At 57.9% G+C, this 17125-nt stretch carries 14 protein-coding genes and 3 pseudogenes; 14 read left to right on the forward strand and 3 right to left on the reverse strand.

Annotation, left to right across the window (positions count from 1 at the left end; translation table 11 throughout):
• Positions 1-56 precede the first annotated feature (56 nt).
• The 4 genes from BI327_RS41245 (at position 57) to BI327_RS40090 (ending at position 2667) form a co-directional block, all read left to right on the forward strand.
• Entirely contained in the window at positions 57-1187 is a 1131-nt protein-coding gene (locus BI327_RS41245; protein ID WP_083742419.1) for a RidA family protein, read from the forward strand.
• 235 nt (positions 1188-1422) lie between these two features.
• Positions 1423-1737: a RidA family protein gene (locus BI327_RS40080; RefSeq protein ID WP_283807841.1), complete on the forward strand. Its 315-nt coding sequence runs from the start codon at positions 1423-1425 to the stop codon at positions 1735-1737.
• Positions 1738-1741: 4 nt separating this feature from the next.
• Positions 1742-2245, forward strand: a complete 504-nt coding sequence (locus BI327_RS40085) for an FAS1-like dehydratase domain-containing protein (RefSeq protein WP_076867151.1) — start codon at positions 1742-1744, stop codon at positions 2243-2245.
• Complete coding sequence (locus BI327_RS40090) at positions 2242-2667, forward strand: MaoC family dehydratase (protein ID WP_076867152.1); 426 nt, start codon at positions 2242-2244, stop codon at positions 2665-2667. The genes BI327_RS40085 and BI327_RS40090 overlap by 4 nt, the downstream gene beginning before the upstream one ends.
• 1053 nt (positions 2668-3720) lie before the next feature.
• Here BI327_RS40090 and BI327_RS42925 read toward each other — a convergent pair.
• Positions 3721-3904: pseudogene (locus BI327_RS42925) on the reverse strand (IS66 family transposase); the annotation flags it as partial.
• Positions 3905-4669: 765 nt separating this feature from the next.
• Between BI327_RS42925 and BI327_RS40105 the strand changes: the two are divergent.
• From BI327_RS40105 to BI327_RS43870, 9 genes and pseudogenes are all read left to right on the forward strand, one after another.
• Entirely contained in the window at positions 4670-5632 is a 963-nt protein-coding gene (locus BI327_RS40105) for an ABC transporter ATP-binding protein (protein WP_076867154.1), read from the forward strand.
• Between the two features lie 35 nt (positions 5633-5667).
• On the forward strand, positions 5668-6702 hold the full coding sequence (locus BI327_RS40110; RefSeq protein ID WP_083742420.1) for an extracellular solute-binding protein: 1035 nt from the start codon (positions 5668-5670) through the stop codon (positions 6700-6702).
• A gap of 204 nt (positions 6703-6906) precedes the next feature.
• Positions 6907-7722 carry an ABC transporter permease gene (locus tag BI327_RS40115; RefSeq protein ID WP_210191251.1) on the forward strand — a complete coding sequence of 272 codons (816 nt, stop codon included), beginning with the start codon at positions 6907-6909 and terminating at the stop codon, positions 7720-7722.
• 16 nt (positions 7723-7738) lie between these two features.
• On the forward strand, positions 7739-8551 hold the full coding sequence (locus BI327_RS40120; protein WP_076867156.1) for an ABC transporter permease: 813 nt from the start codon (positions 7739-7741) through the stop codon (positions 8549-8551).
• A gap of 131 nt (positions 8552-8682) precedes the next feature.
• Complete coding sequence (locus BI327_RS40125; RefSeq protein WP_076867157.1) at positions 8683-9684, forward strand: phosphotriesterase family protein; 1002 nt, start codon at positions 8683-8685, stop codon at positions 9682-9684.
• 339 nt (positions 9685-10023) lie between these two features.
• Complete coding sequence (locus tag BI327_RS40130; protein ID WP_076867163.1) at positions 10024-12132, forward strand: 3-hydroxyacyl-CoA dehydrogenase NAD-binding domain-containing protein; 2109 nt, start codon at positions 10024-10026, stop codon at positions 12130-12132.
• 49 nt (positions 12133-12181) lie between these two features.
• Positions 12182-13366, forward strand: a complete 1185-nt coding sequence (locus tag BI327_RS40135) for an acetyl-CoA C-acyltransferase (RefSeq protein ID WP_076867158.1) — start codon at positions 12182-12184, stop codon at positions 13364-13366.
• 919 nt (positions 13367-14285) lie between these two features.
• A pseudogene (locus tag BI327_RS40140) lies at positions 14286-14577 on the forward strand (electron transfer flavoprotein subunit beta/FixA family protein); the annotation flags it as partial.
• A 251-nt stretch (positions 14578-14828) separates the two neighbouring features.
• Positions 14829-15806, forward strand: a complete 978-nt coding sequence (locus BI327_RS43870; RefSeq protein WP_076867159.1) for a LysR family transcriptional regulator — start codon at positions 14829-14831, stop codon at positions 15804-15806.
• 105 nt (positions 15807-15911) lie between these two features.
• On the opposite strand, the gene BI327_RS43875 is transcribed toward BI327_RS43870, so the two are convergent.
• Entirely contained in the window at positions 15912-16244 is a 333-nt protein-coding gene (locus BI327_RS43875; RefSeq protein WP_159450530.1) for a transposase, read from the reverse strand.
• A pseudogene (locus BI327_RS43465) lies at positions 16219-16809 on the reverse strand (Mu transposase domain-containing protein); the annotation flags it as partial. The pseudogene BI327_RS43465 and the gene BI327_RS43875, both read right to left, overlap by 26 nt.
• A 101-nt stretch (positions 16810-16910) precedes the next feature.
• Here BI327_RS43465 and BI327_RS40160 point away from each other — a divergent pair.
• Positions 16911-17125 (forward strand): helix-turn-helix domain-containing protein (locus BI327_RS40160; protein WP_143271742.1); only part of this gene is annotated, 215 nt, incomplete at its 3' end.

The following is a 17125-nucleotide window of genomic DNA, read 5'->3' on the forward strand; positions in this document are numbered from 1 at the left end:
CGCCAACTCATTCTACTCCTGACTACCGGTCTGACCGAAACTGCACGAGAACTCTCATGACAATCACTGCAATTCAGGTGAAAGACTTTCCTTGGTATGACTACTCGAATTACACCTTCTCGCTGGGCTTGAAGACTTCAGTATCGACTTACCTGTCAGGACATACCGCGTCTGAATTCGATGTGGCGGCCCGTCGCATCGTAGTGCGTGGAAGCATGACCGAGCAGGTCCGAACGATTTACGCTAAAGTGGCGACCATTCTCGAGGGAGGCGGCCTTGGCTTAGGTGACGTAACCCGGATTGTTGAATACGTTCGCTCTGATGCCCTCGATCGCTATGCTGAAGTGACCGCGGTCCGCCAGGAACTCTTCAGCGACGATCAGATCGTCGTTAACACGGTGCCGGTGAAGAGGCTACTCAGACCCGAAGCTTTCATTGAGATTGAGATCACCGCCTTGCCGGCTGAAGGTGCGACCCATAGCGCCGTGTTCCTCCCAACAATTTTGCCGCTGGACAAAAATGGCGATGCCATGGCCGTAGGCGACGTGGCGGCGCAGACGGAATGCATCTTAGAACGGGCGTCGACTATGCTTAAGACGCTCGGCCTTGGACTCGATCGTGTGGTCAAGACTGCAACCTATATGACGCCCGCCGCACTCAAAGACTACGACAACACTCAGAGCGTCCGTGCGTCCCGGCTCGGCCCTGTGTTTCCTACAGGCGTGGAAGTCGTCGTGCCGAGCGTGTCGCACCCGCAGGCTCTGGTCCAGTGCGACATAATTGCGACGCGTGAAAAGCCGCTTCTAATCAACCCTGGCTGGAGGTACTACGACGGACTGCCACTGAGCCCAGCAGTCAAGGCCGGAAAAATTCTGTACATGTCCGGCCAGCGCGCGACGGATCGCAACACAGGCGAGGTGTTGTATCCGGGAGATATCGTGGCGCAGGCCGACAACATCTATGGGAACATTCTGACTCTGGTGCGCGCGGCCGGCGGCGAGGTTCGTAATATCGCCAAGACTATCGAGTATGTGACGACCGCATCTTTGGATCGCTATCGCGATATCAATAACGTCCGTGCCAAGGTGCTTCCCAAGCCGCTGCCCGCCTCGACGGGGCTGATAAGCGAGAGGCTGCTGCGGCCGGAAATGCGGCTCGACGTCGACGCAATTGCAGTCTTGGATTGAGTGATGCCGTTGCTAACTGACGAACTCAAGTTGTGGATCGGACGTAAGCCTCCGCCGCTGCTCGCCAGGAAGTGCTGCGCGGGTATTCGCCGGCAATCAACAACGTGCCGGTCCGGGCCGCTTCTGCAGCCTACGACATCATCGCCACACGCTATGCGCCGCAGCTTGTGGATGTGCCGGATGGTTGCGTTATCGGGCCCTTTCTTACAGCGCCGGCGTTACGGCGGGGTGACTGCTGTACAAGTCGGGCTTCGGTTCGATGGACCTTGAAAAGGAGCAATCCCTGCACGGAGGAAACCGGTTGGCAGAAGCTGACCAGATCTACGACAACATCTTTAAAGTAATTGAGGTCGCTGGCGGGCGGCCCGCCAATGTGATCAAAACGGTGGAATATCTGACCATCTGGGGCGTCGAGGACTACAAGCGCATTTCCGAAGTGCGTGAGAAACTTCTTGCGGAGCCATACCCGGTAACGACTACAGTGGCTTGTGACAAACTTGTGCGCCGCGAACTCCAACTCGAAGTCGTCCCTTTCGCGATTTTGGACTAGACCAATGACCTTGCTCACGGACGAACTTATTAAGGCCTGGGTTGGCAAAAAAGTTCACTATGAGGCGCGCGAGGAGCTCAGTCGGGCCTCGATCCGCTACTTCGCGCTCGCGCTAAGAGATGAGAACCCGCTGTACCTGAGCGACGAGTTCGCCAACGCGATGGGATATCCAAGCGTGATTGCGCCGCCCACCATGGTAGTCGAGACGTGCCAATATGCGCACGCCATCCCTGACGAAACGGGGTACATCGGTCATGAATGGCGCATCCTCAAGGAAGGCTTTCGGACGATCCGAGCAGGTAACGACTACGAGTTTTTTCGGCCGGTGCTCCCGACAGATCGCGTTTCGGTGACATGGACGCTCGAGAGCTTAGAAGAAAGGCCATCTGCGCGTGGGGGCACCCAACTATTCGTGGGTTCCGTCGGTCGATTCTACGACGATAGCGGACACCTGCTGGCCGTAAATCGCGAGACGATTGTTCTTCAGCCAGTGAGGCCAACCCAATGAGCGACGCGAGGGATGAACTTACCGTCACCGTAGGGCAAGAGCTGCCCCCCCTTATAAAGGCTTTCACCGCTGTCGACCTGATGGTGTATGGTGCCGCAACTTGGGACTGGTATCGCATGCATTACGACGAGGTCGCGGCCAAGACTTCGGATTTCCGCGGTGTGTTCGTAGATGGCCAACAATGGGGAGCAATCTTTGCACGCCAGGCCGTAGACCATCTGGGACCCTGCAGTTTTGTGACCAAGATGAGCTTGAAATACAAGGCAATGGCTTTTGCCGGAGACACCGTAAGCGTCAAAGGCACTATAGCCGAAATCAAACAAGAATCTAGACGCACCACGATCGTCATCACCCACGAAGCGAGGCGCGGTGACACCGTACTTGCTTCCGGCCGGACTGACGTGCTCGCCTCGAGAAAGTGAAGGTTCAGCCGTGAAAATTGGTCGCCAAAGGGCCCCAGACCAATCGATCTGCAATCCAACGCAGATACTATCATTGTTCGCGGGCACGATCTGCTGTCGGATCTCGGTGAAAAGATATCGTTCACTGAGCACATATGGTTGTTGTTACCGGCGCGCTCCCAAACGGCGGCCAGCGTCGGCTGCTTGATGCAGTCCTCGTTTCAATTGCTGGAGCACGGCATCGTCCCCGGTGTGCGGGCGGCTCGCACGATGCTGTTTCTCCAGAGGCTCTGCAAGGTGCCGGTGCCCCGGAACTGCTAGGATGCGGGCCGGTCATACTCGGAGCCGCGGAAGCCGGGCTCTTAGATGAGATCGTGCAAGATCAATCGAAAGAGGGCGGAGACTTCGAGGCCGCTGCTACCCGGATCACGCGGTACCGAGAATCCCGCAGCAAATGGGATTTGGGCATCCACTGCACAAGACGGCCGACCCGTGCGCCGGGTAGTGGCGACACGATTGCGTCGATGACGCACCTGTTGTGTCGGCGACGTTCGCAGCCGGCGCGCTTTCGCGCGTCGATCGCAACGTGGCGTTGATTCCCGCACCGAGAGACAGAGATGCATCCGGCCCAAAGGCGGCATGTCCAAGTTAGGTCGATCACGCATGGGGCGAGAAAAACAAACTGTGCAAGATACCGGTCCCTGGACGGAACGAAGACGATAGAATTGCGGCGCCAGATCCCTGAACTCGCCAATAGCGAGCGGCTCTGGATTCATGCAGCACGCCCGACAGCCGCCGTAGTCGGAGGCGCAACCATAAGCGATGTTAACCGGGCGCATCCGCGCACAATCTGGCAGAGCAGGGGATAGCACGGGCGTGACTACGGTCGTTCATAGAGTATTTTAATGGCGTCCACGAGGCGGTCGCGATCCTCTTAGCCGCGGTTAAGCGCGTCGGCCTCATCACCATTGAAGAACTGCGAGAGATCCGGGATCGCTTCCATCCACCACAGGTTATGCTACGGATGACCAACGCGGAAGCTAAACCGTTGGAGCGGCTCGCCAGGAATGACCGCTCCAGCGTCTTGGTCACATCTCACCGATCTTCGCCAACCGCGATCCACCGCAGCAGGCACGGTTCGTGGAGCCTCGATGACGACGTGCTCGCGTTCGATGTCATCCGGCCGTGGTTCGCACAGCGGCCGCTTGCACATGAAGAGGCAGACGTCCTGCGTTTTCGCCGCTGCGAGCTGCCCGGCAGGCCATCTGCGGTCACGACCTCCATGCGAGCGACGCGACACAAGATGAGGCGGCCGTCCCGCATTACCATTCACGCCACTGGCCGCGACTCATGGCGCTTATCATCACAATCGCGCGCTTGCACCGGCGCTATGATCTATTCGCGCTCAAGGCCGCTGGCGGGCGCGCATCTGGGGTTAACTCCGACCGGTCTTGACGGCGCCGCGCCTCCTTGCCCAAGGCTGCGGATACCGAAGCGAGCGCGCCGACACCAGATACAACTTAAGAATGATTTTAACTCGAGCCGATCGGGAGGTCGTGCTTGGCCTGTACCTGAGGGTGACTTGAACCGGTCAAACTTTGCGATCGGAGCTCAAGTCTGGATTCTAGTTTCGCGGGTTGTTGGCAAGAAATGTTTCCCTCGAGCGGCCGTAGAGCCCGCGACAAATCCCGCCGGCCGACGAAAGGTCATCAATTCCAAGTTGGTATCGATCCTTCCAAAATTGGTATTTGCCTAGGCGCGGGGCGCTTTATTACCGTTCAAAAAGAATTTATTGATCAAAGGGGTAGCGAAGGGCATGCACGCGAGATCAAGCTTCCTCCTGGCGCTCCGAGGCGTGCGCGCAACAGCGCTTACACTTCTGGCCATGTCATGGGATGAAATACCCTTGCGACTGGATGGCGACCGTTTCGAATTGGTGAGCGTCGACCTCCGCGCGGGCTGCCTGCTGGCGGCTAGCTTTGGAATCCGATCGATCGGGCGCGCTAGCGGAGTGACGTTCTAGATGTCGGACATTCGTCTCGAGGGGATATCGAAGCGCTACGGCGATTTCGCGGCGGTAGACAAGATCGATCTCGCGGTTTCGCAGGGGGAGTTTGTCACCATTGTGGGTCCGAGTGGGTCGGGCAAGACGTCTCTGCTGTCGCTGATCGCCGGGCTCCAGCAGCCGACGGCGGGACGTATTTTGATCGGCGGTCGCGATGTTACCAACGCGGCTCCGCAGGCCCGCAATATCGGATTGGTATTTCAGTCGTACGCCTTGTTCCCGCACATGACGGCGATAGAGAATGTACTCTTTCCCCTGGGCGTGCGCGGCATCAGCGGCTCGCAGGCGCGCGACCGGGCGCTTGAGGCCTTGAGGCTCGTGCAGCTTGAAGGGCTTGGCGATCGGCGTCCTTCGCAGCTCTCGGGTGGTCAGCAGCAGCGCGTAGCCCTCGCGCGCGCCGTTGTGTTCAAGCCCGACATCCTGCTCCTCGATGAACCGCTAGGCGCGCTCGACCGCAAACTGCGGGAGCAGTTGCAGATCCAGCTAAAAGAACTGCAGCGCGCTCTCGGCGTGACAACCATTCTGGTGACGCATGATCAGGAGGAGGCGCTGTTGCTTTCTGATCGCATCATGGTGCTCGACAAGGGGTGTCCGCAGCAAGTCGCGACACCGGCCGAATCCTATCTGAGGCCCGTTAACCGTTTCGTGGCTGAATTCCTCGGGAGTGCAAACTTCGTCGGCCTCTCGGACGGCCGCTGCGGGCTCTTACGTCCTGAGCGCGTGCGCGTGGCGTCGAATGGTGAAGGCAAAGCGGCGCGTGTCGTCGAGGCGATCTATCTCGGGCAAGCTGTGCGCTATCATTTGGAGACGGATGATTTAGGGTCCCTGTTGGCGATCGCGCCGTTCCTCGACAAGGCCTTCGCCAAGGGCGAATGTGTGGTTGTTTCGTGGGACGCCGCCGACCTATGGCCATTAGCTTAGGGTAGCTCAAAGGAGTTCGTAACAGGAGGGTGGAGATGATCAATCGGCGGCGTTTGTTGGGTATGGCTGCGGTCGGGGTGCCGGCCATCAGCATTCTGCGAACACGGAGCGCGAGCGCGCAGGCCAAGGAAATTCGCGTGGCGGAGGACGGTGGCGTCGCCACGAAAGCTTTCCAATCGGGTTTCGTCGAGCCTTTCACCAAGAAGACCGGAGTTAAGGTCACGCTAGAAAGTCCAAATCCTCTGGGTAAGCTGCGCGCCATGGTCGAGGCCGGACAGACCGGCACCGTTTTGTATACCGGCCTCGGCTCGGTTAACATGCTGGCTGCCAAGCGACTCGGACTGATCGACCCGATCGATTGGGGGGCCGTCGATCCGGCTCCTATGTACCCGGAGGCCAAGAAGGATTACGGCTTCGGCCACCAGTACTTCTCTACCGTCATGGCGTGGAATGCTGTCGTGAAGGCTCCTAAGAGTTGGGCTGACTTCTTCGACGCGAAAGCCTTTCCTGGCAAGCGCGCCTTGGTTGATTTGCCTCAATACAGCCTGCCGTTCGCCCTCTTGGCGACCGGCGTGCCCGTCGACAAACTGTATCCGCTTGATGTCAATGCCGCTTTCAAAAAGCTCCGTGAATTTAAAAGCCACGTGTCGGTGTGGACGGCGACGACTCCACAAGGCCCGCAGCTCTTGCGGGACAACGAGGTGCAGTATGCCGTCTGCTCTGGGAGCAGAGTCGTTGGCGATCCCGCTTTGGGCATGACCTGGGATCACGGCAGGCTGGATGTCGGCTATGCATGCATCGTCAAGACTTCTAAGCCTGAGGATCGTGTGGCGGCATACAAGCTTTTGCATGAGATGTCGTTGCCTGAGAATCAAGCCAGATACGCAGAGATCTTTCCGGTTACTGGCCCCAATCCCGATCTCGATCAGTATCTGCCCAAGGATAAGCTCTCGACGTACCCGGCCAGCAAGCAGAACAAAGCGGTACAATGGCTCGAGAACCCTCAATGGTGGAACGAAAACGGCGAGGCCATCAATAAGAAATGGCAAGAATTCAAGCTCGGCCTGTGACCGCAGTCGGTTTCCGTTTTACGAACCATGACGTGTAACTTCGAGAAGGGAGGCGTAGGCCTGATGTTGGCCGGATCAAGATCTGACAGTCTCAAGGATTCGTCTCTGGGAGTTTCGCCCTCTACCGTTCATCAAGCGGTAGCCTCACCCTCTTGCGGAGAAGGCGCGCTTCTCGTAACCCGCTCTTCGGGCTACCACTTCATCGTGCCTGGCTTCGGCTTCTTAATTCCCCTTCTGCTGCTGATGGTCGTCGTGTTCGACGCGCCGATCGTCTACATGCTGGCACTCGCCTTCTGGGATAAGGCGCAAGGGTTCACATTGGGGTACTATGGAGACGTATTTGAGGCTCCGGTCTATCTGCGGGTCCTTGCCAACACCGTGCGCATCTCAGTGGTCGCTACGATTGTCAGCGTCATCATTGGCTATCCGCTAGCGCACTGGATCCGCGGCTTGGGCCGTCGCGCCAAGATGGTCGCGCTTGCCTTGGTAGTGCTGCCGTTCTGGGTCAGTGTTCTAGTGAGGACCTACGCTTGGATTGTCCTTCTTGGGAATGACGGTCTCGTCAACCGCGCGCTCCAGTGGCTGGGGCTAGTCCAAGCCCCCGTGTCATTCCTCTATAACGAACTCGGGGTGACCATTGGCATGACCAACGTGCTCCTGCCACTCTTGGTGTTGCCCTTGTACGCTGCGATGGCTCGCGTCGACGACCGGCTGCTGCAGGCGGCAGCCTCACTTGGTGCCCCGCCGAGCACAATTTTTTGGAAGGTTTACTTCCCACTGACGCTGCCCTCGTTGGCGGCCGGTACATTGCTGGCCTTAATCTTATGCCTCGGTTTCTACATTACACCGGCAATCCTGGGCGGGGGGCGTGTTCCAATGATCTCCAATGTACTCGATACGCTGATCAACGTGTATCCGAACTGGGGGCAGGCATCGGCGATCTCGACGATCCTCTTGGTCGTCACGCTGCTCATCTTTGCAATCTATCGCCGTATAGACCAAACAACGTCGACGAAATGAGTATAAAGAGGGTCACATGATCGGTAGTTCGATCTGGGCACGTAACATCCTAGCAGCGGTAGGAATCTTCGGCCTTGGCTTCCTGACAATCCCACTTGTGATTATCGTCCCGATGTCGTTCTCCTCCGCGACGGCGCTGACCTTTCCGCCGCCCGGGCTCTCGCTGCGCTGGTATGATGCATTCTTTGGCGACGGGCGCTGGATGGACGCGATGCGGACGTCGATAGTGCTGGCCTTGATCTCGTCGATCGCGGCGCTCACGCTCGGCGGTCTTGCGGCCTATGGCTTGCGCCGTCGAGCCGTCGCTGGTGCCAGCTTAGCAGAGGGCAACTTCATGGTGCCCCTATTCGTACCAACGATCATCACAGCCGTAGCACTCTATCTCGGCCTTGCCAAAATGGGCCTGTTAGGCAGTTTCCTCGGTCTGGTTGTCGCGCATACGATCCTCAATGTTCCAATCTGCGTGATGGTTCTTGGTGTGGCCATTCGCGAATTTGATCCGCGTCTTGAGCAAGTAGCGTGGAGCCTCGGCGCATCGTGGCTCCTTACAATACGTAGGGTCGTTTTACCCAGTCTGGCACCCAGCGTTTTTGCGGCATGGATCTTCGCGTTCATTGGCAGCTTCGATGAGGTGATTGTGACCTCGTTCATCGCCGGCGCGTATGAGACCGTGCCGAAGGTGATGTTCAACAAACTGATTCTCGAAGTGGATCCGACTATCACCGCCGTCGCAACTTTGCTCATCGCCTTTACGGTCCTGGCGTTAGCAATCGTCGCGGTCGTTCGCGCTCAATCGGACAAGTTGAAGTCATCGGTGATCATGCAGTAACAACGCTTCTTTGAATAAGGATAGCGAGTACGACTCACGATCTGCTCTTGTGGCATCACTACAGTTCCGGGTGCACTCACGGTTACGCTCATCGCTGCGGCCGACATGTAAGTTAAGAGGAGAACCAACGTATGATGGTGCAGACGGTGACTGGAAAGATTCCCGTCGAGAGCCTAGGACGCACACTGATGCACGAGCATCTGTTGATCGCCTTTCCTGGCGTCTGGTTCGATCCGCTTGTGAAGTTCGACCGTGCGGAATTAATCAAGGAGGCAGTCCGGCGGCTAGTGCAGTTGCGCACTGAGTATGGTGTGCGCACTTTCGTCGACCCCTGTCCGATCGAAACTGGCCGCGACGTCACCCTGATGAGGGAGGTTTCTGAAAAGTCCGAAATGCAGATTGTCTGCACCACTGGATTTTATTACGAGCACATGGGAATGCCGATCTACTGGCGCGCTCGCACAGTCGATGAGATCGCCGAGTTATTCGTCCGCGAGATCACCCACGGCGTCGCCGAAACCGGCGTGAAGCCTGGCGCGATCAAGGTCGCGACGGGGGCGCCCGTGGTCACTGAGCAGGAGAAAAAGTTTCTAGCCGCAGCCTGCATCGCACAAAAAATTACCGGTGTGCCTATCATCACTCACACGACCGAGGGGTGCGCTGGGCTTGAACAGCAGGAGCTGTTCGCAACTGGCGGCGTTGCCGCCCATCGCTGCCTGATCGGCCATTGCTGTACCAGTCCCGACTCCACCTACCATCGCCGCATCGTCGATGCTGGCTCTTACATTGGTTTTGATCAAATCGGTATGGATGGTTACCAGCGCGACGACGTTCGTGCCGATAGCGTAGCAAAGCTCGTGCACGGCGGTTTTCATTCGCAGGTCATCTTGAGCATGGACCGCATCTGCGGCCGACTCGGGAGGTTCAATCGCCAGCTCACTGCCGAGGAGATCGCCAAAAACGAGCAACTGAAGTCGAAGGGGCTCTATCAGGCATACACCTACCTCTTTACCGACTTTATCCCTATGCTGCAGGCCCGTGGTGTCAGCTTGGCGGACATCAATTCGATGCTGGAGGATAACCCGCGACGGTTTTTTGCTGATGAGGTTCCGACACAAAGGGTGGCAAGTTAGGCAGCGTTGGTCGAGCGCAGGGGCGGTGCGCGGTTCTCGCGTTTCGTAGAGGTAAGGAAAGCTAAATTTGGACTCCCGTCATTGCGACGCAGCGGCTAACCAGCAGCATTCGCCTGGTGTTCGAAGCGGAGAACGCGGTTGCGACAACCCGCGTATCTTGGCGGCAGTCAGATGGCGAAAACGAACCCAGCAGCTTGCGGCGTTTCAACGCTTGGGTTCTCCAAGTTCGAATGGGGGAGGATCCTTCCGCAGTATTGCTGGATCGCTGGAGAATAAAGCCACTAGCCCGTCGTGGTCTTCATCGAAGGCCGAAATTCAACAAAGTCAGTGAAAATGTCTATGGACGTAGTCAGGTATGAAATCCGCAATCGCATCGCACTGGTGCTGATCACAAACCCGCCCGTCAATGCTATCTCGCCCGAAGTTGTATCGGACTTGCGCAAGGCGTTAGACGCCTTCTATGCCGATGATGAAGCCGAGGCACTCGTCATCCATTGCGAAGGACGAACTTTTATGTCGGGCGGCTATATTACGAGTTTCGAGTCGCCCGATTTCGATACTCGGCCATTTAGTTCGCTGCTTGCGCGGCTCGACGCGTCTCCACGTCCAGTTATTGCAACACTGCACGGGAGCGTCCTGGGCGGCGGATTGGAATTGGCCATGGCCTGCCACTATCGGCTAGCTTTGTCGGAGACCCGTTTTGGCATGCCGGAAGTCAAACTTGGACTGCTGCCCGGTTCGCAGGGGACGCAGCGACTCCCGCGCCTGACTGGAGTGCCGCTCGCTCTCGATCTGATCTCTACCGGCCGATTCATCTCCGCGCAAGACGCACTCGCCGCGGGTATCCTCGACGAGATTGCGGATGGAGAACCACTTGCCCTCGGAATTGCAGCGGCCGAACGCCTGGTCGAAGCTAAGGTTCCGGTGCGACGCTCAAGCACCTTGAAAGTCTCTGCCGACGCTGCGACTGAACAGGTTTTGGCCGTCGCGGCGACCAATGCTGCAAAGAAGCCGTCCTACCCTGCGCTTGGTGCGATCGTGCGGGCCGTCCAAGCGTCCGTGGATTTGCCATTTGAAGAGGGCGAAGAGGTGGAGGCCCGTGAGTTCGATAAGCTGCGCTCGAGCGGCACCTCACAAGCGCTCCGGCATTTGTTCTTTGCTAAGCGCGCCGCGGCCCGTATCCCTGGATTGCCACGAGAGGCTCGCGCGCGCGAAGTACGTTCTGTGGGTATCGTCGGTGCCGGCACCATGGGTGGTGGCATTGCCATGAACTTCGCTAACATCGGCCTCCCCGTCGTGATCGTCGAGACCACCAATGAAGCGCTCAAACGGGGCCTCGCCATCGTGCGCAAGAACTATGAGGCGAGCGCCGCGAAGGGCAAACTGAGCCAGGACCAGGTAGAATCCCGTATGGGCCTGCTGAGCGGATCAATTGACTACACGTCATTGGCAAACTGCGACCTTTTGATCGAAGCTGTATTCGAGAACTTACAAATTAAGAGGGACGTCTGTGCACGTCTGGGTAAGGTGTCCAAGACGGGGGCGGTCATTGCAACAAACACCTCGACCCTCGACGTCGACGTTCTCGCGGAAGCAACAGGCCGGCCTGGCGACGTGGTAGGCATGCACTTCTTCAGTCCTGCGAACGTGATGCGCCTGCTTGAAGTCGTGCGTGGTGCCAATACTGCACCAGATGTGCTGGCGACAACAATGCAGATTGCACGCCGAATCGGGAAGGTCCCGGTCGTGTCGGAAGTCTGTTATGGGTTTATCGGAAATCGAATGCTCGAGCCCTACATGCGCGAGGCAGAGTTTTTGTTGCTCGAGGGTGCGGAGCCACAACAGATCGACAAAGCCGTCGAATCATTGGGTATGGCCATGGGGCCTTGCCGGATGTCTGACCTGTCCGGAGTAGACATCGGAGCAAAGGTAATCAACGGCCGCTTCGACGCGGGGGAGTTGCCATTGGACCCAAGCTATCGTGTGGTCGCGCGTAAGTTGTTCGAAATGGGCCGCTACGGCCAGAAGACTCAAGCTGGCTACTACCGGTATGAGGGCCGCACTTCGCTGCCGGATCCCGAAGTTACTCGCATATGTGCGGAGTTGGCACATCAGCGGGGGATCGCGCGCCGCGCCGATATAACGGGCCAGGAAATCATCGAGCGGCTGATGTACACGCTCATCAATGAGGGCATCCAGATTCTTGACGAGGGCATTTCTTACCGGCCCGGTGATATCGACGTTGTGTGGACGGCGGGCTATGGCTTTCCCGAACATCGGGGGGGACCGATGTTTATGGCGGACCAGATCGGATTGTCTGAGATTAAGAATACGCTCGATCACTACGGTCGCGTACGAGGAAACCAGTTCGGCTATTGGAGCCCCAGCAGCCTTTTGTCAGCGCTCGCGACCAGCGGCCGGCCCATCGGCGCCTGGACCAAAGGGTGAAAGCCCGTTGATGTAGTAGCAAATACACCGAGTAACAGGACACCTCACAATGCGCGAAGCAGTCATCGTTTCTACGGCACGAACCCCTATTGGGCGCGCCTTCAAGGGCGCGTTCAACAACGTCAAGTCGCCAACACTTCTCGGCCATGCAATCCGGCATGCGGTCGCGCGTGCTAAGCTCGACGGGGCGGAAATCGAGGACGCCGTGATCGGATGTTGTCTTGCCGCGGGCACGTCGAGCATGAACGTCGCTCGCCTTGGCGTGCTCGCCGCCGGACTGCCGGTTGAGGTTTCGGCCCAGACCATCGATCGTCAATGTTCTTCGGGACTGGTAGCAATCGCGACGGCCGCTAAGCAGATCATAGTTGACGGCTTGAATGTGGCGGTAGCGGGCGGTATCGAGAACATCTCTGCTATTCAAAACGAATACTACCAGTGGACCGCCCGCACGCAGGATGACTCTGTGCGGGCGCAGGCGCCCGAGATCTACATGCCGATGCTGCAGACCGCCGAATTCGTTTCGAAGAAGTACGGCATCAGCCGCGAGACCCAGGATCAATACGCCTTGCATTCACAACAGCGCACCGCTGCCGCCCAGCAGGCCAAGCGACTCGATGCGGAAATCGTTCCGCTTACGACTACGATGGCAGTGCTGGATAAGGCGACGGGACAGACGAATTACAAGGAGGTTACGCTCACTACCGACGAAGGAAATCGGCCGGATACAACCTTCGATTCCTTGCGAGGACTGAAGCCCGTTATTGAAGGTGGGGTTATTACGGCGGGCAACGCGAGCCAACTTTCCGACGGTGCCTCGGCCTGCATTGTCATGGAAAGTTCGCTCGCCGAGAAGCGGGGCCTACAGCCGCTCGGGATCTATCGCGGCATCGCCATAGCTGGTTGTTCTCCGGAAGAAATGGGGATCGGTCCGATTTACGCCACTCCGAAGCTACTCAACCTCCATGGTCTGAAGATTGCCGACATCGGCCTATGGGAACTAAACGAGGCGTTTGCTTGCCAAGCTCTCTATTGCCGAGACTATCTCGAGATTGATCCCGCAGTCTACAATGTAGACGGTGGAGGAATTTCAATCGGCCATCCCTATGGCATGACCGGAGCGCGGTTGGTGGGCCATGCTCTCATAGAGGGTAAGCGTCGCGGTGTGAAGTATGTCGTGGTCGGTATGTGCGTGGGAGGTGGAATGGGCGCTGCCGGCCTGTTCGAGGTCGCGTGAGCCGTTTCAGGTATGGACGCCACGAGAGATGCTGGTTGATCGTTTCAAATGGGAGTAGAACCCCGGCGTAAATGGATTCGGTCGGTCATACGCGAGTTCTACCTGCGCACGCGCTCGCTTGCAGCATAAGCATTACTCGCACCGCTCAACGATTTTGCGTTCGCTGGTTGCGAGTCTCAGCGACTTCTGGGCTCTACGGAGCACAGACATCGTGCTCCCCGTCACGCCGATATTTCATGTAAACGCGTGGGGCGTGCTGTACAGTGCACTGAATCTACGTGCTGATCGTGTTCCCAGGGACGCAATTGCACCGACACCGGCTATGGGCGCCCCGACGATCTGGATGATGTGATGCGGACCTTCGAGGCCGCACCGAAACTTCGCCTGTTTGCAAGAGATCGTGCGCGTGCGGCGACCAAGACGAGTTGCAGTGGGACGGTAAGACGGTTGGCGAGATTCAGGCGCGCGGCCCATTTGTTACGGGTTTCTACCGCGAAGTCTCGGTTGCACCAGATCAATTTACCGAGGATGGTTGGCTGCCCACCGGGACGTCGCCTTGGTCGACTCACTCGGTTTTGATTGCACAAGGGACCTATAGTCCGGCGGCGAGTGGATTAGGTCGGCTGATTTCAAGAGTGCGTTGATGGATGGAGCACTCGGCAGTTGCCAAAACAACGATGATCGCGATACCTAACGAGAAATGGAGCGAAAGGCCCCGCGCGCATCGTACTCAAACCCGAAAAGCAAGCGCAAGTTAGAGAACTCTGATGACGTATAGCTTCGCGAGATGACAATTGCCCGACCGCTACGAGTTTACTGGCGCAGTTACGAACGTCGACGGGGCAAGGTCTGCAAAATAATGCTACGCGAGCGGTCCCCAAGGTGAGGGACGCCAAAGCAGTTGAAGACGGCAAGCAACATGAAGATCTTAATGCCGTAGAGTGGGTGGTCGATTACAACGTCAGTCCGCGTCAAGCGCGATGAGACGGGCGTTGAACTCGCCAACGTCAAGATGTCGATGAACCATGGACGAAATCGCGGTCGAGGAAGTGCTGCGCTTGAAGAAAGGCGGTAAGGCCACCGAGGTCGTGGTGGTCTCTATTTGACCGGCGCAGGCCTCGGAGACGATCCGCACCGGTCTCGCCATCGGCGCCGACCGCGGCACCCTGATAAAGGTGAACGGCAATGTTGAGCCGCTGGCGGCCTGCAGGCGTTAAGCTGAAGGGACTGGCGATCGCATGTGAGGTTGGTCAACGCGCCCCGCCGCCGTCTTTGTTAAGTTCGGGGTTTCTGCCAAGGTCCGTGAGTTCATGGAATGCAAAATGGCATTGCCGTCGGCAGGCTTTGCGTTCAGTACAAACCGGTCACCCTTGGGGCATTCGTTAGCACAATCAACCCCTTGCGCCGAACTACTAAGCGCCGAAGGTCTTGCCCTTCTTTCGTCTAGCCTTATACTTGATAGATGAACATCAGACAATTCCGTTACTTTGTGGCAGTTGCAGAAGCTCTCAGCTTCGGGAGGGCCGCCCGCACTTTGAACATGAGCCAGCCGCCTCTTTCGAGGCGGATTGCCGATTTGGAAGCAGAACTTAGCTTAAAACTCTTTGACCGTACCAGCAAGAAAGTCGAGCTGACACCAGCGGGTGAGGCGTTTCTGCCGCATGCTCGGGAAGCTATCCGACTATTTGACGCTGCGTTGCGAGTGGCACGGTCGCTGTCGCCAACTCGGTCACGGCAGCTTGCCATCGCGCTTCCCCCCGAAACTTCGCGAAACGTCTTGTCGGGTCTCATAAGCCGCCTGCAGCAGGAACAGCTCGAAGTGAATGTTCTCGAAGCCTACACAGCGGAGCAACAACGACTTTTGGCGGCTGGACAAATAGAGGTCGGGGTCCTTCGACATCCCTTTGACAAGCGTGGGCTCCACGTATCACCGCCGCTCGGGCAGCCTCTAGGCGTAATCATGGACGCAAGGCATCCACTCGCCAAACTTAACGTACTACAACTCCACGATTTGAGCCCTTATCCGCTCGCGCAGTTTCCGCGTCATGTCGGGCCCGAGCTTTACGATGAAATATTGGATTTGTGCCGCGCCGGCGGTTACGTTCCCTCGCGTATTCTACAAAGCGGGAGGATGACAGCGGCATTTCTCAAGACCCAGTCCGCAGTGACACTTGCGGCGGCACCTCTTCTCAAGCGACGGGGCGAAGCCGGAACAAAGGAGTTCGTCTGGAGACCTTTGGAGGGGGCGCCAATCTATTGGTGGACATCGGTGGTCTGCAGAGCAGATGAATATGTTGGAGTAACGCGCGTAGCTGTCGATGGGATATTTGATTGTTTGCAGAAGCATGAAAATTGGCTTCCTGTGCCCCCTCCAACTTCAAGTCGATCCGGCGGGCGTAAGGGTAAAGAAGTTTCTCCGAGTAAAGCGAGGCACTCGTAAACTCAGGGTTCCGCTCGCCTGCTAACGAATATCAGCTACTCTGACTCACCCATAGTTGCCGAGCTATGCTCTAATGTCTTTATACGGAAACATATCCTGAGTTTTTTAGATCGTTGGCGCATTCCTTACTGGAGAAGAGATCGAGGAGTTCGCCGACCTTTCGCCAAGTGGCCTCGACGTCACGAGGCTGTTCGCCTCGCGCCAGGTGTTTGAGTTTGGCGAAGACCTCTCGATCGGGGAGAGGTCGGGACTGTAGGGCGGCAGAAAGAGCGGATGGGCTCCGGTGGCGCGGATGGCGTTACGCGCCGAACTGCCCTTGTGATTGTCGAGGATGACGACCTCGCCCTTCGCCAGGATAGGTGCCAGCACCTGTTCTACATACAGGGTGAACAGCTCACCATTGATGGGGGCGTCGATGATGTTCAGCGATTCGTTCACCCTTGTGGAAGATTTCGACGGCGCGCGGTGAGCCGCACCTCGACCTTTACCTCGGCTCGCGCGAAGCGATGCGGGAGGCTGTAGTAATGCTTCTCCACCTGTGGTAATCGACGCTAACGCGGCGGATCCGCCACTCAGCGAGCACATACGGGCTCGCGGGCAAGGGCTTGAGCGCCGGCCGGTTGATCTCCTCAAGCAGCCTACGACGCGTTACGCCGAGCCACCGGATCGACCGCTTCCCGTTGAGCCGCGTGAGCAACTCGCCGATCGCCACCTTGACCTCGGTGAGGCTGTGGAAGGTGCGATGGCGCGGGCAACCGAGCAGCTAGCGCTCCACGACGAGCACGGCCTGCTCGACCTTGGCCTTGTCGCGCGGCTTACGCGGCCGCGCCGGCAACACGGCGGTGCCATAATGCGCCGGCATCACCCCATAGATGCGATTGATCTGCGGGTCGTAGAGGCACGCCGTGACGAGCGCGACCTTGGTGTTGTCGGGCACCAAGAGCGCGGGCACGCCGCTGATCGCGGTGAAGGAGCCGACGTGGGCGCTGATCCAGTCGGCGAGGCGTCCACGTCGCCTAGGTGTGGTCTGTCAGGAGGTTGTCCATCTGGTCTGAACCGAGGAAGCTGAGGTTGCGAAGCTTCAGTGTTCCAAGGAGAGACCAGATGAACGTGCACAAGAATGCGCCTTTGACGCCCAAAGGTCGAGAGGCGATGGTCCGAAGCGTGGTTCAAGGCGGGCTAAACCAAGCTGGCGCGGCTGAGTTGTTCAATACGACGCCGAAGTCGGTCGCCAAATGGGTCAAACGGTACCGCGCAGAAGGTGTTGAGGGGTTGCGTGATCGCTCCTCAAGGCCCCTTTCATCGCCAAGCCAAACCCC

It is taken from the genome of Bradyrhizobium mercantei (genome assembly GCF_001982635.1).
Taxonomy (GTDB): Bacteria; Pseudomonadota; Alphaproteobacteria; order Rhizobiales; family Xanthobacteraceae; genus Bradyrhizobium; species Bradyrhizobium mercantei.

What these genes read in the sequence shown, in the direction of transcription:
- BI327_RS41245 (WP_083742419.1), top strand. Translation starts at nt 57, where the DNA reads ATGACAATCACTGCAATTCAGGTGAAAGACTTTCCTTGGTATGACTAC.
- BI327_RS40110 (WP_083742420.1), top strand. Translation starts at nt 5,668, where the DNA reads ATGATCAATCGGCGGCGTTTGTTGGGTATGGCTGCGGTCGGGGTGCCG.
- BI327_RS40105 (WP_076867154.1), top strand. Translation starts at nt 4,670, where the DNA reads ATGTCGGACATTCGTCTCGAGGGGATATCGAAGCGCTACGGCGATTTC.
- BI327_RS40120 (WP_076867156.1), top strand. Translation starts at nt 7,739, where the DNA reads ATGATCGGTAGTTCGATCTGGGCACGTAACATCCTAGCAGCGGTAGGA.
- BI327_RS40130 (WP_076867163.1), top strand. Translation starts at nt 10,024, where the DNA reads ATGGACGTAGTCAGGTATGAAATCCGCAATCGCATCGCACTGGTGCTG.
- BI327_RS43870 (WP_076867159.1), top strand. Translation starts at nt 14,829, where the DNA reads ATGAACATCAGACAATTCCGTTACTTTGTGGCAGTTGCAGAAGCTCTC.
- BI327_RS40090 (WP_076867152.1), top strand. Translation starts at nt 2,242, where the DNA reads ATGAGCGACGCGAGGGATGAACTTACCGTCACCGTAGGGCAAGAGCTG.
- BI327_RS40125 (WP_076867157.1), top strand. Translation starts at nt 8,683, where the DNA reads ATGATGGTGCAGACGGTGACTGGAAAGATTCCCGTCGAGAGCCTAGGA.
- BI327_RS40085 (WP_076867151.1), top strand. Translation starts at nt 1,742, where the DNA reads ATGACCTTGCTCACGGACGAACTTATTAAGGCCTGGGTTGGCAAAAAA.
- BI327_RS40135 (WP_076867158.1), top strand. Translation starts at nt 12,182, where the DNA reads ATGCGCGAAGCAGTCATCGTTTCTACGGCACGAACCCCTATTGGGCGC.